Below are 13,967 nucleotides of genomic sequence, written 5' to 3'. Positions count from 1 at the left end.
ATGAATAAGTTAATCATTTTTTAAGAAATTGTTTAGAGGGAGTTTAAGAATAGGCACTAATATAATGAAGACGGAATAAGTAAGCAACTAAAAATAAAAGGGAGAAAAAAACCTCATGAAACCTTAAAAAGCATTTTAGAACAAGCCCTTTTGTTTGGTGCATCAAAATGACGGAAAATCTTTTTGGGGCAGATGATGTACAAACGGGGAAAGGATGGTGTGTTTCATGTGGAGACGGCTAACGATTGTCATCTGCTGCCTTTTCATCCTTCAAGCCTGTGTCTTAGATAACGAAGGAGAGTTAAATAAACAAGAAAAGGAGACAGGAAAGGGAATGAATGAACAACTGATTCAAGCTGTAGAACGAAATGAAACGGAAAGAATAAGAAGTTTGATTGAGCAAGGTGCTGATATTAATACACAGGACTCGGAAGGGCGAACCGCCACTATGATTGCGACTTATAACAATGATGTAGAGACTGCAAAAATCCTTATTGAAGCGGGTGCAGACGTCAACATTCAGGATGACATGAAAAATAGCCCCTTCTTGTATGCCGGTGCTGAAGGTTATGTAAATATACTTAAACTTGCAATTGAAGCAGGTGCCGACCCGTCTATTACAAACCGTTATGGAGGAACGGCTTTAATCCCTGCTTCGGAACATGGTTATGTTGAGGTTATTAAAGAACTCCTTACTAAAACCGATATTGATGTGAATCATGTAAATGATCTCGGCTGGACAGCTTTGCTAGAAGCTATCATTTTGAATAATGGTGATGGAAAACAGCAAGAAACAGTGAAATTGCTTATTGATCATGGGGCAGATGTCAACATCCCTGATAATGGTAGTATGACACCTATACAACATGCCCGTGAGAAAGGATTTAAAGAGATTGAACAAATTTTACTATCCGCAGGAGCAAAATAACCGATCGCCGATACTTGCAATTTGAAATGTCAATTGCACTACTAATTAATTACAACCATAAAATATTGAGGAGACGAAAAAATGAACAAAAAAGCAAAAATTTCATCATCTATACTACTTGGGTTAACATTGGCCTTAACAGGATGCAACACAAACGCACAAGACAATCAAAGTGCTCAGAAGCATGAACAAACTGCTAAAGAGAGTAAACAAGAACATAAGTTAACCGCAGGACAGGAAATGACTAAAATTCTTAGTGGCACGAATTGGCAAGGATCAAAAGTTTATGATAAGAATAATAATGATTTAACAAAGGAAAACGCAAACTTTATTGGTCTAGCGAAATATGATGCTGAAGCATCGAGATATGAATTTTTTGATAAAAATACTAAAAAAAGTCGTGGTGATAAAGGAACTTTCTTTATCACAAATGGGAAGATGCGAGTGTTAATTTCAGAATCAATGGGTTACCAAGCCGTTGTTGAAATAACAGAACTGAATAAGGATATGTTTACTTATAAAAGAATGGGTAAAGATGCAAAAGGTAACGACGTAGAGGTGTTTGTTGATCATATTCCTTATACTGAAACAGAACTTTCCTTTACTGATCCAGACAAAAAATTGGAAACTTACACAGGAAAAGTAGTTACAGACGTTGATGGTGACAAAATTTTATCCAGCACTCCATGGCAAGGAACGGTGGCATTGGATGAAAAGGGAAATGATGTATCAAACTATAACTCGAATTATTTAGGACTGGCAAAATACGATGATAAAACAAATAAGTATGAATTTTTTGATGCTAAAACCGGTGAAAGCCGTGGTGATTACGGCTTTTACGATGTTGTTCATGGAAATAAGATTAGAGCCCTTGTTTCACAAGGGGAAAATAAGTATGGCGCAGTTCTTGAACTTACAGAGCTTAATGAAGATAAATTCACTTATAAAAGAATCGGTAAAGATAAAGATGGAAAAGAAATAACGATAACAGTTGAACATATACCATATGAAGGTAATTTGAAACTAAAATCAACTAAGTAAAATAGAAAGGGATTTTGCATTAAAGCAAAATCCCTTTCTTAATATAGTAATAGAATAGTGGTTCAAGATGTTTACGCGTTAAACTGTTCAACAGATGTTTCCAGGTCATTAGCGAGTTTTACCATCGAGGAGGTTGATAAGGAAATATCCTCCATGGATTTCGCTTGTTGATCTGTTGATTGTGCCACTTGTTTTGAAGCCACTGCAGTTTCCCTTGTTAACACTGCAAAATCTTCTATCGAAGCATTGATTTCCTGAGAACTCGCTGCCATTTGCTCTGTAATGGCTGATATTTCTTGAATCTGATCACTAACATGCTCAAAAGATTTTATAGTCTGTTTAAAAGTTTCTCTTGTATTCAGGACAAATTTTGTCCCTTCCTCTACCTCTTTAGTTCCAGTTTCCATCATTTTCACTGACTCATTTATGATGGATTTAAAATGTAGTAGGGACTCTTGTATATTGATAGCAGATTCCTTCGTACCTACTGCCAATTTCCGTACTTCGTTCGATACCACCGCAAAACCTTTACCCTGCTCACCGGCTCTAGCAGCTTCAATTGCCGCATTTAGTGATAGCAGGTTTGTTTGCTCGGCAATTCCTGTAATTAAATGTACAATATTCACAATTTCATTTGCTTGTTCGTCCAATTTCTTTATTTTTGAACTTGTTTGCAGCATCACATCTTTTACTTGCAGAATTTGATTTGAGAGTTCATTTATATCTTTATTTCCAATGGACATTCTAGTTGAAACATGATTTGTCTGTTCGCTGACTTCTGAAGAAGCTTCTGCAATTCTTTGTATCCCTATGGTCATTTCCTCGATGACCCTCGATGATTCTTCACTTCTGTGCAATTGTACTTCCGCAGCTCCTGCGACTTGCTGAATGCCATTAACGATATATTGTGTGGAAGTATCCATTTCTTTGATTTTGTGTTCGATATCACTTGATGACTCCAAAAGCTGGAATGATGAGCTTTTCATGGAGTTGACGATCCTACTTGTATTGGTAATCATTTCTTCAAAGGATTTCACTAAAACCTTGATTTCATCGTTCCCATTTACTTTTATGTTGCTAATCAGTTTATTGGCAGTTAATAAATTCCCATTTGAGATCTCCTTTGCAGCCAAGCTGACTTTAAGAAGGGGACTTAACTTTTTAGTCAAGAACCATATTAAGGCACCCACTACGATCGCCATTAAGATTACATTGATTATTATGGTCAGTGGAAGGATGCCGCCCAGAACCTTGCTGGCAGTTGCGTCGACTTTGCTGGCATCAATATCCACCCCTAGTATTCCTATGACCTCGTCCCCTTTCTTTATGGGAACAAAAACGGATAAATAGTCACCATATTCAGGATCATGAACGATGGAAGTGGTAGAAACCTTTCCCTTCATGACTCTTTCTACATCCTGATATGAAGTTGCGGTTGTGGGTGTTAAAATGGGGGATGCTTTTTTATCTCCATTACCCATTCCATCTATAAGAATATGGACTTTTTCGCTACTTTCGTTAATCCCCAATGTATATACATATAATGCTCCAGTTTTTTGCCTATAATCGTCTAACTGTTCGCGTATCTCCCAATATGTAGAGGTTTCGGATTGATTACTTAAAAAATCAGCATAAGATATTGGATTTATTCCTTGAGAGATGTTGCTTGCTATGTCTAAGCTGCTCATAGCGATTGTTTTCTCAACCGTATCATTTGTACTTTTATACATCAATAGTAAACTTCCAATTAATGTAATGGCCGTGCCTGTTAAAAGGACAAAACCTATTTTCGTACTGAGTTTATTCATCTTTGTTTATTCCTTCCCCGTGTTATATATTAACCATGTTTTATATATCGGTAATAATTAAATATATTTAATGAGACCTTTTTAAAACCTTCTGGTGGAGTTTTTATTCATTTAGTCTTTAACCTGTTGTAATAGAGGTTCATAATGAAAAGATCTCAATATTAATAATGGATTGTAATTTTTCAAAAGTGAAAAAAAGATATATACCTTTAAAAATGGAATATATCTTTTGAAGGAAATGGACGGGTGAATAAACATACTAACAAGGAAAAAATTAAACAGACGAATACCACTCTGATAAAGCGGAAGTTCAAATAAAAAATAATTTCTTAAAGACAGATTTTTCAGCAGGAAATACAAAATTCCCGACTAAAAGTTCAATTAAAAAGAGTAGAGGAATGTATTTTTAAGAAAACCTGATTTTGTATGATTTTCTATTCTATAAATATCCTAGTATAGAAAAAAATAAATTTTCTTTTGCGTTCTGATTCCATAAATCTTGACTGGAAGGATGAAATTATTAAATGTTGAACCTCTAAATATTAATTAGTGAAATAGAGGATTTGTTAAATTGTTATAAAATTCAAAAAATGGTTTGACATTAGTAAAAATGGAAGCTTATAATCAACGTAAGATTTCAAATTCAAAAACCGAGTTTTATATTATAGAACACTCTTAAAAGTAATCGTTTAAAAAGTCATGAATCAACTTGAAAAACGCAATTAGAGGTGAAGTGTTTTCCTTACTCCGAATAAAACAAAAACGGAGTTTTATATTATAAAACAAAATAATTTTGGCTTATACAAGGGTGAGGAGAAGTTATTAAGATAGGTCATAAATGATAACGCTTACAAAAAACTTTGGGGAGGGTTTTTATTGAAAAAAAGAAAGCTTTTTGTATTATCCACAAGCTTAACTCTAGCAATGGCATTCCTTTTATCAGGATGTGGTGGAGACGAGGGAGAAAAGACCAGTGGATCTGGAGTTGAAAAGAAAACGATTAAAGTGGCAAATTATTTTGCTGAAAATCATCCTCAAAACATTGCATTGAAAGAAAAATTCAAAAAAATGGTTGAAAAGGAGAGTAATGGTGAATTAGAGGTTCGGATTTATGCGAACAGTACATTAGGTGCAGAAAAGGAATTTTATGACGGCGTCAGAAATGGAACGATTGAAATGGGTGTTCCAGGACTAATTATGCAGTCGGACATTCCTAAAATGGGTGTTCCGGAATGGCCCTTCCTATTTAGGGATTACGACCATGTAAAGAAGGTATTGAATGGACCTATCGGAGAGGAATTGACAGAAGAGCTTGATCCAAAACATGGAGTGACACCGCTTGCTTGGAGTGCAAATGGATTTAGGATGTTTTCGAGTAATCGTCCAATAAAGAGTATGAAAGATTTTGATGGACTTCGACTCAGAATGCCGAACATCCCGAATTACATAAAATTAGGTGAATCATTGGGAGCGAACGTTAGCCCATTACCTATTTCAGAAGTTTTTACCGCACTTGAACAAAAGGTAGTTGATGCTCAAGATAATCCAATTGCCACGCTGAGATCCTCGGGGTGGAATGAAGTTCAAAGTGATGTACTGGAATCCAAGCATATGTTCAGCCCCAATATTTACATTATCAATAGCAAATTCTATAAAGGGCTAACAAAGGAGCAACAAAAAATCATACAAAAAGCAGCAAAAGAGTCGGCAGCATATGAGTTTGAATTGATGGAAAAAAGTTATGAAGATGACAAAGCATATCTTAAGGATAATGGAATCAAATTCACTACGCCTGACGAAGACTTTTTAGAAAAAATGTTAAAAGCATCTCAACCTGTTTATGATGACGTCTTTAAGGAAAATGACTGGGCGGAGGAGCTCGTCGGAAAAATAAAAGCAGAATGAAGCAGGCGCTCTAGATAGGAAGGGGGAGATGTATAGGTGAATAAAATATCCAGAATCTTGGAAAATTCGTTAAACATTATTATGGCAGCTGCTTTAGCAATAATGGTCGTGCTCGTGTTTGGTAATGTAGTTCTTCGTTATTTCTTTAATTCAGGAATTACTTGGTCAGAAGAAATGTCAAGGTATCTCTTTATTTGGTTGACGTTCCTCGGCGCCATCGGAGCTTTCAAAAACAAAGAACACTTAGGTGTCGACATGGTCATTAAACGGCTCCCGAATAAAATGAAAAAAGTGGTACTTGTTATTAGTGATTTGATGATGTTATTCGTTCTTCTCTTAATCCTGGATGGAAGCTGGAAAATGACTATGATAAACATTGATAGTGCTGCACCGGCCACTGGAATGCCACTGGCTTTTGTATATGGTACAGGTATTCTTGTAAGTATTTCAATGGGCAGTATGATCATTTTCAATTTGTATCGGATTTTCTTCAATAAAATTAAAGACGAAGAATTGGTGATGATAAGTGAGTCAGAAGAGCTAATTTCCCTCCATGCTGATGATTTTGAGTCAGATATTAGGATAGTTAAGGAGGAGAAGCAGGGATGATAGGTGTATTTGTCGGATCTTTACTGGGAGCCATGGGACTTGGAATACCTATTGCATTTGCCTTACTTGTTAGTAGCGTAGTGCTTATGTACTTTCTTGGTATTTTTGATAGTCAAATTATCGCACAAAACCTAATCAGTGGCGCGGATAACTTTCCTCTAATGGCTATACCGTTCTTTATGCTGGCAGGAGAGGCGATGAATCGGGGCGGTTTATCACGGCGTATCGTTGAGATGGCAATGAATTTGGTTGGCCATATCAAGGGAGGCCTTGGCTATGTTGCGATCATTGCGAGTGTGTTGTTTGCGAGTTTATCAGGATCTGCTGTTGCCGATACGGCAGCGCTTGGGGCTATATTAATTCCAATGATGGTGAAGTCTGGTTATGATGTGAACCGTTCAAGTGGGTTGATTGCATCAGGTGGTATCATTGCCCCGATCATTCCGCCAAGTATTGGCTTTATCATTTTCGGTGTCGCGAGTGGTGTGTCCATTACAAAGCTGTTCATGGCAGGAATCGTTCCAGGTATTTTACTAGCGGTTGGACTTACGGTTACCTGGGCCATTGTTGCACGAAAAGATAAAGTCGCCGTTAACCCCCGAGCTTCAGCAAAAGAAATACTTACTTCTTTTCGTCAAGGCATTTGGGCTCTATTCTTGCCCGTCATTATCATTGGTGGATTGAAATTCGGTTTATTTACACCTACTGAAGCGGCAGTGGTGGCTGCAGTCTATGCAATATTTGTCGGTCTTGTAATCTATCGCGAAATGAAAGTGAAAGATTTGTATGAGGTCTTTGTCCATGCAGGAAAAATGACGAGTGTTGTCATGTTTCTAGTCGCTGCAGCACTCGTGTCATCCTGGCTGATAACTGTAGCCGATTTACCTGGTCAGGTAATTGGATTGCTTGAGCCATTTATGGATCATCCATTCCTTCTATTAATAATGATAAACCTATTGGTTATCGTAGTCGGAACTGCTATGGATATGACGCCGACAATCCTTATTCTAACACCTGTCTTGATGCCATTGGTGGTCGCTGCAGGTATTGATCCAGTTTACTTTGGTGTCCTGTTTATCCTGAATAACGCCATCGGTTTACTTACACCACCTGTCGGAACCGTTTTAAATGTCATGTGCGGCATAAGTAAGATCAGTATGGAAGATATCATGAAGGGGATTTGGCCTTTCTTGCTCGTTGAAGTGATTGTATTGATCTTGTTGATTTTGTTTCCTTCCTTAGTGCTGGTTCCTCTAGAATGGTTTACCTCCTAAAGGAATTTATCAAGTAATTGGTCTGTATGCTGATATTCAACTTATTTAATAGGAGGAAATGAAAATGAATAATTTGTTCAAACGTTTGGCGGTTGGAGTTTTACTGCCGGCAGTACTGCTATTAAGTGCTTGCGGAAGCGGACAAAATGAAAGCGCTTCAGCTGACGGTATTCAGAAAAGAACAATCAAAGCAGGGATCGGAAATAGTAAAATGCATCCACAAGGAAAAGGAATGGAGAAATTTAAAGAACTGGTTGAAGAAAAAAGCGGGGGGAAAATGAAAGTCCAAAACTATTTTGATGCCACCCTCGGAGATGATCAGAAAATGACAGAAGCTCTTCAAGGTGGCTTACAGGAAGTAACTGTTCCTTCAACCTCACCACTTGTTGGTATGATTAAGGAATTTGGAATTTATGACTTCCCATTTGTCTTTAATAATGAAGAAGAAGCTTATACAGTACTTGATGGTGCAGTAGGCAAAAAACTTTTGGATAAATTACCGGAACATGATTTAGTAGGTTTGGGATACTGGGAAAATGGTTTCCGAAACTTAACCAACAGCAAACACCCTGTAAAAACGGCTAACGATTTCAAAGGTCTTAAACTTCGTACCATGCAAAATGAAGTGCATTTAGATGCATTTTCAAAGTTAGGGGCGAATCCATCGCCGATGGCCTTCTCTGAAGTATTTACTGCACTGGAAACAGGCACTGTTGATGGTCAGGAGAATCCACTCGCAACAATTCAAACGCAAAAATATAATGAAGTGCAAGAATACTTAAGTCTTACAAATCATGTTTATACACCATTTGTATTCCTTGTAAGTAAAAAGTTCTGGGATGACCTATCAGAACAAGAGCAAGAAATCATGAGTGAGGCCGCACAAGAGGCTGGAAAGTATCAACGGGAAGTTAACCAAAAAGAAAATGAAAAAGCACTTAAGTATCTAAAAGAAGAAGGAATGAAAATCAATGAAGTAAAGCCGGAAGAAATTGAAAAAATGAAGAAAATCATCCAACCAGTGACGGACGAATATGCTCAAAAATTCGGGCCGGATCTTGTAGAGGAAATGATGAGCGAAGTTGAAAAAGTACGCGGTAAATAATCCAGACTGTTTGGAGGATTGAAAATGGACATTATCTCTGAACTTTTACGTGAAATCCAATTACCGAAAATGGTCAAAGTGAGGCAGAAATTTCATACACCTCAAATCGCTGATGTAGCTGGTGAGGTGAAGAAGGCGATAAAAGAAGCAGGTGTTTTATCAAGAATAAATGAAGATGACAGGGTGGCAATTGCAGTAGGAAGCAGAGGGGTAGCGGACCTCCCTACTCTAGTAAGAGAAACGGTGGCTGCCGTTAAGGAGGCTGGCGGCAATCCTTTTATAGTCCCTGCAATGGGAAGCCATGGGGGGGCTACAGCGGAAGGACAAATCGATGTGTTGCTTCAGCTGGGTATTACAGAAGAATCGGTTGGAGCGCCAATACTGTCATCGATGGAAGTTATTAAACTGGATGAATTGCCAAATGGGCTCCCTGTCTATATTGATAAGCTTGCATATGAATCAGATAAAATCATAGTCATTAATCGGATAAAACCACATACGGCATTTCGTGGACCGGTTGAAAGCGGACTAATGAAAATGATTACAATCGGTTTAGGCAAGCAAAAGGGAGCCGAAGCTGCACATGCATACAGCTTTAAGTATATGGCGGAACATGTCCCTGAAATGGCGAAAATCTCTTTAGCAAAAGCTCCTATCATATTTGGTCTTGCGACTATTGAAAATGCCTATGATAAACCAGCGAAAATCGTCGCAGTCCCCGCAGAGGAACTGGAGGAAGTGGAACCGGGACTATTGCTTGAAGCAAAATCAATGATGCCAAAAATCCATTTCGATTCGATCGACGTACTTATTGTAAATGAACTCGGAAAGGATATTTCGGGGGATGGAATGGATCCGAATATTACGGGTAACTTCGCCACTCCATATGCTACCGGGGGGCCAGACGTTAAACGGACCGTTGTACTTGGACTTACTGAAAAAACTCACGGTAATGCAAACGGCATTGGCATGGCTGATATGACGACGAAGGCCGTCATGAATGAAATCGAATGGGAAAAAGGCTATGCCAATGCACTCACAAGCACAGTGACAGATGTAGTAAAGCTCCCAATGTTTTTAGATACGCAGGAATTGGCTGTTAAAGCTGCTATCAAAACGTGCAATGCCTTCGATTTGAATAAAGTGAGAGTGGTAAGAATAAAAAACACGCTTGAAATCGGTGAAATTTGGATTTCTGAAAGCATGAAGGAAGAAGCTTTAAAAAACAAAAATATAGAGCTCCTTTCAGAACCAGAAGAATTGGCACTAGACTAAAAACCTTTGTTAATATTTTTAGAGAATGGAAGAATCCATTTGAAATCAGAAAAGGAGTGCTGAAATGACACACCTATATCCACTAATTGATAACGAAATAAACTCTTACCGCGATAATGTACAGGGAAAAGCAAATGAACCCATTACGGTTGCGGGTCTGTTGGACCGTTCGAAGCTGACGCTTGGCTCCACATATGAAGGGGGGAAGCCTGATTGGACGCTTGAAGAAATTTATATGCGGCTCGAGAGGAATGCCCCGCGTATCGCAATTATCGGTGGTTCGTCCGATCATCCGGCCCACATAATGGATTATCAAACGTCGGCACGGGCAGCAATCCGCATCTGGCAAAACGGCGGCGTGCCGTTTCATTTCTCGACACCGGTAATGTGTGATGGAACTGCGCAAAACAATCAAGGAATGAGTTACTCTCTCCAGAGCCGAAACGCGGTTGCACAAATGGTTGTCAACCAGCTAGAAGCTCACAGTTATCATGGTGCATTCGTCATTCAAGGGTGTGATAAGCAGCCTCTTGGTGTTGTAAGTGCACTCGCACATGTTGATCGTGTTCGCCGAAACCGTGGTGAAGCTCCCTTTTTCGCAACATTCGCGCCTGCTCACGTATTAGAAGGCGGTTCGATTCCAGCTGACGTGATCGAGGAATTGGAAACTCTTGCGAAAAAAGCGGAAAATAAAGGAGCTACTGATGTAGCCGTTGATTTACGAGATACGATGGCATATATATTGCAATGTTCATCGAATACTGCATTTCAGGGTGTGTTTGAAAGGGCGTATGAACGTGGAATATTGACGAAGGAACAGCATAAATATTTTGAAATGAGACTTGCTGTCGCAACATGTGACGGGCAGGGAGGTGTATGTGCCTTCAATGGTACGGGTAATAGTTCACGTCATTTAGTGGCAGGCATGGGTCTCGTTCATCCAGCCGTGGAGCTGTTAACCGATCCACCAACACAACGCCAGATTAACTCGGTGCTTGATAGCTTTGCCGGCATGATAAATGAAGAGCGCTACGGCGTGGCCAACATTGTCGCTGCGAACATAAAAAATGCAATCCGTATTCACAGCGCCTCGGGTGGTTCTACTAATTTAATGATGCATATTGTTGCAGGCATGCTTTATGCAGGATTCAAATTCAGCTTATGGGACCTTGACCGCATACATCATTCACATCCAATTCCTGACTTATTTGATTACAGTTTGACAGAAGGAAGGGACATTTATTCACTTGCGATGCAGTGTTGCAGCGGGACAAGCAGGGGAATGGAAACACTTTTTTATGAACTTATCGAGAATGGTGTACCAATGGATCAGGATGCGCCGACTGTCGCAGCAAAAACCTGGAAAGAACGTCTTTCGATTACAAGTAGCCTAAAAGCGGTTAATGTAAAGAAAAATCAGGTCATTTTATCCAATCCACGCCGTGGATTCAGCGGTGTAGATGTATTAAAAGGAAACTTCTTTGAAAGCGCCGTTGTTAAAATCAGCGGAATGCCGACTCCTCAGCTTGACCAATTCGATGATAAGCTGGCATTTGTCCTTTATTATGAAAATGAAGATGATGCAAATAAAAGCCTGCTCGATTCAAATCTGCTTTCAAAAATAAAAGAGCAAAGGCTTTTTGAACATAATCTATTGCTAGAATCTCTTAAATACAACAATGAGCCGGAATGGTCTCTTCTAAAAACTGCTTCCTATGGGGAGTTATTTGACAGGATGGTTGAAGAAGGCACATTGAAAATTGCCGTCATTATCTCAGGGCAGGGGCCAGTAGCATTCGGAATGCCGGAAATGTTTACACCAATGCAACACATCAATGCAAATCGTGTTATGAAAAAAATCGCTACAATCATAAGCGACGGCCGCTATTCAGGAGTCACATATGGTGCTGCTATAGGACATATGACACCGGAATCGTATGAAGGCGGCGGTATTGGTTTACTTAAATCAGGGGATGTAATTCACCTTCAGCTTCGTAATCGACGGATTGATTTTGTAGATGCTACTCAACTTCATTCAGGAAAGGTTGTTCATGATTTTGCAGATCATTTTAAAGAAGAAAGACAATCATTGGCAGCTGAACGTAAGCAGCGGATGAAAGTTAGACAAAAAATGGTTGCGGCCAGCAACAGGATGTTTGGACATACAGATGCAGCAAATGGTGTTGTTCCAATCGCTGTAATTGAGGATGCGGTACTTGATTATGAACAGGATATATTACTCCAAGGAAAAAAAGTTGAAATAAAGTGAGGAATGCTCGTCATAAATCCGATAAGATAAAGGTAGACAGAATTATAAAAGGAGTGAGGAACGATGCCTATCATCCAATCGGTGGAGCGTGCCTTGAAAATATTGGATTTATTTGATGAGCGTGAGCGCGAACTAACTATCACAGAGATAAGCAAGCGAATGAATTTACATAAAAGTACGGTTCATTCACTATTAAAAACTTTACAGGAGCATCACTATATTTCACAAGGCGAAGAAAATGGAAAATATTCGCTAGGATTAAAGCTATTGGAGAGGGGAAGTGTTGTTGTGACCCATCTCGATTTGCGCAACGTAGCAAGAAAACATCTTGAATGGCTTTCAGCAACAACGAATTTAACACTGCACCTTGTCATATTAGACGGGCAGGAAGGCGTCTATGTTGATAAAGTGGAGGGCACTGGGGTAACGGTCCTCTATTCCCGTATTGGCCGACGTGTTCCGATTCATACGAGTGCAGTTGGCAAATCTCTTGTTGCAACCAAAACGGATAGTGAAATGGATTTGCTCTTGGACGGCTATGATTATACGGGACCGACCGAAAAATCGATTAGATCCAAGGAGCAGTTTTTAGCGGAAATCAAAAAAGCCCGCATTAATGGCTATTCAATGGATAATGAAGAAAACGAACCGGGCATTTACTGTCTTGCTGTACCGATAAGAGATTATTCAGGAAAGGTAATCGCTGCAATGAGTGTTTCGATGCCTGCTTCGAAAGTAAATGAAGAAACACATGAGTATTATGTATGTCTCTTAAAGGAATGCAGCAGTAAAATTTCGCAGGAGCTCGGTTATGAATATCAAAAAATATAAATGAGGCCTGCCATTTAGGAGGAACTAGAAAATGAGAATTATTCGCTATGTAAAGGAAAATCAGAAACAACTTGCTGCCGTGACAAACGAAAACAATGTGGTGGATCTTCCATTTACAGATTTTATGTCGTTGATTACAGCGGCACGCCATGATAACAGAACGGCGTTTGACATTGTAAAACAAGTTGTCGCCGAAGGGGAAAAGCGGCCATTGGAAGGTCTTCAATTAACAACGCCTATCGATGCACCGGAAGTATGGGCATCTGGCGTTACGTATAAGAAAAGCAAGGAAGCACGTAACTACGAAGCAACACAAGGAAAGCTGGACCGCCAAACTTTCTATGACAAAGTTTATGATGCAGTGCGTCCTGAGATTTTCTTTAAATCGACTGCAGCAAGAACCGTGGGCCCGAATGATCCAGTATACTTGCGTTCTGATTCAAAATGGCAAATTCCGGAGCCGGAGCTTGGTCTTGTCATAGATAAAGAGGGAACGGTACTCGGATATATCGCAGGTAATGACATGAGCTGCCGTGATATTGAAGGTGAAAATCCGCTTTATCTTCCACAGGCAAAAGTATGGAAAAACTCTTGCTCCATTGGACCGGCCATCTTGTTAAAAGAGGCTGTTCCGGATCCATATGAGCTTAAAATCATGTGCCGTATTTATCGAAATGAAGAAAAAGTATTTGAAGGTGAAGCGAAAGTAAACCAACTGAAACGAAAATTGGAAGAGCTTGTCGACTATTTAGTATTAGATAACACTATTTTTGACGGATCAGTGTTACTTACAGGTACATGCGTGGTTCCGCCAAATGAATTTACATTGAAAGGCGATGACCGAATCGAAATCGAAATACCAGGGATTGGAGTATTAAACAATCCGGTTATCCAAAGTAAAGCAGTTCAAACAATTTAAGGG

General features: G+C 39.3%; 11 protein-coding genes. 10 read left to right on the top strand and 1 reads right to left on the bottom strand.

Annotation, left to right across the window (positions count from 1 at the left end):
- The first annotated feature begins 226 nt into the window (after nucleotides 1-226).
- Together AC3ISB_RS15485 and AC3ISB_RS15480 are read left to right on the top strand one after the other, a co-directional pair.
- Nucleotides 227-928, top strand: a complete 702-nt coding sequence (locus tag AC3ISB_RS15485) for an ankyrin repeat domain-containing protein (RefSeq protein ID WP_489273679.1) — start codon at nucleotides 227-229, stop codon at nucleotides 926-928.
- 81 nt (nucleotides 929-1,009) lie between these two features.
- Entirely contained in the window at nucleotides 1,010-1,969 is a 960-nt protein-coding gene (locus AC3ISB_RS15480; protein ID WP_489273678.1) for a DUF4822 domain-containing protein, read from the top strand.
- 71 nt (nucleotides 1,970-2,040) lie between these two features.
- Here the strand turns inward: AC3ISB_RS15480 and AC3ISB_RS15475 are convergent, their stop codons facing one another.
- On the bottom strand, nucleotides 2,041-3,777 hold the full coding sequence (locus AC3ISB_RS15475) for a methyl-accepting chemotaxis protein (protein WP_489273677.1): 1,737 nt from the start codon (nucleotides 3,775-3,777) through the stop codon (nucleotides 2,041-2,043).
- A gap of 876 nt (nucleotides 3,778-4,653) precedes the next feature.
- Here AC3ISB_RS15475 and AC3ISB_RS15470 point away from each other — a divergent pair.
- From AC3ISB_RS15470 to AC3ISB_RS15435, 8 genes are all read left to right on the top strand, one after another.
- Nucleotides 4,654-5,682: a TRAP transporter substrate-binding protein gene (locus tag AC3ISB_RS15470; protein ID WP_489273676.1), complete on the top strand. Its 1,029-nt coding sequence runs from the start codon at nucleotides 4,654-4,656 to the stop codon at nucleotides 5,680-5,682.
- A 36-nt stretch (nucleotides 5,683-5,718) separates the two neighbouring features.
- A complete protein-coding gene (locus AC3ISB_RS15465; RefSeq protein ID WP_260398134.1) occupies nucleotides 5,719-6,291 on the top strand; it encodes a TRAP transporter small permease in 573 nt (190 codons plus the stop codon).
- On the top strand, nucleotides 6,288-7,565 hold the full coding sequence (locus tag AC3ISB_RS15460) for a TRAP transporter large permease (RefSeq protein ID WP_098369467.1): 1,278 nt from the start codon (nucleotides 6,288-6,290) through the stop codon (nucleotides 7,563-7,565). Before AC3ISB_RS15465 ends, AC3ISB_RS15460 begins: the two co-directional genes overlap by 4 nt.
- 58 nt (nucleotides 7,566-7,623) lie before the next feature.
- Nucleotides 7,624-8,670 (top strand): TRAP transporter substrate-binding protein, encoded by a 1,047-nt coding sequence (locus tag AC3ISB_RS15455; protein WP_489273675.1) that lies wholly within the window; start codon nucleotides 7,624-7,626, stop codon nucleotides 8,668-8,670.
- Between the two features lie 24 nt (nucleotides 8,671-8,694).
- Nucleotides 8,695-9,945, top strand: coding sequence for a nickel pincer cofactor-dependent isomerase, group 22 (locus AC3ISB_RS15450; protein ID WP_489273674.1), 1,251 nt, complete (start codon nucleotides 8,695-8,697; stop codon nucleotides 9,943-9,945).
- A 64-nt stretch (nucleotides 9,946-10,009) separates the two neighbouring features.
- Nucleotides 10,010-12,214 (top strand): dihydroxy-acid dehydratase domain-containing protein, encoded by a 2,205-nt coding sequence (locus AC3ISB_RS15445; RefSeq protein WP_489273673.1) that lies wholly within the window; start codon nucleotides 10,010-10,012, stop codon nucleotides 12,212-12,214.
- Nucleotides 12,215-12,277: 63 nt separating this feature from the next.
- Nucleotides 12,278-13,045, top strand: a complete 768-nt coding sequence (locus tag AC3ISB_RS15440; protein WP_489273672.1) for an IclR family transcriptional regulator — start codon at nucleotides 12,278-12,280, stop codon at nucleotides 13,043-13,045.
- Between the two features lie 31 nt (nucleotides 13,046-13,076).
- Nucleotides 13,077-13,964, top strand: a complete 888-nt coding sequence (locus AC3ISB_RS15435; RefSeq protein WP_489273671.1) for a fumarylacetoacetate hydrolase family protein — start codon at nucleotides 13,077-13,079, stop codon at nucleotides 13,962-13,964.
- The last annotated feature ends 3 nt before the right edge of the window (nucleotides 13,965-13,967 follow it).

Source organism: Peribacillus sp. GL_122, from assembly GCF_057835005.1.
The sequence above is the reverse complement of the archived record's forward strand: the minus strand, read 5'-3'. Positions and strand labels throughout refer to the sequence as shown.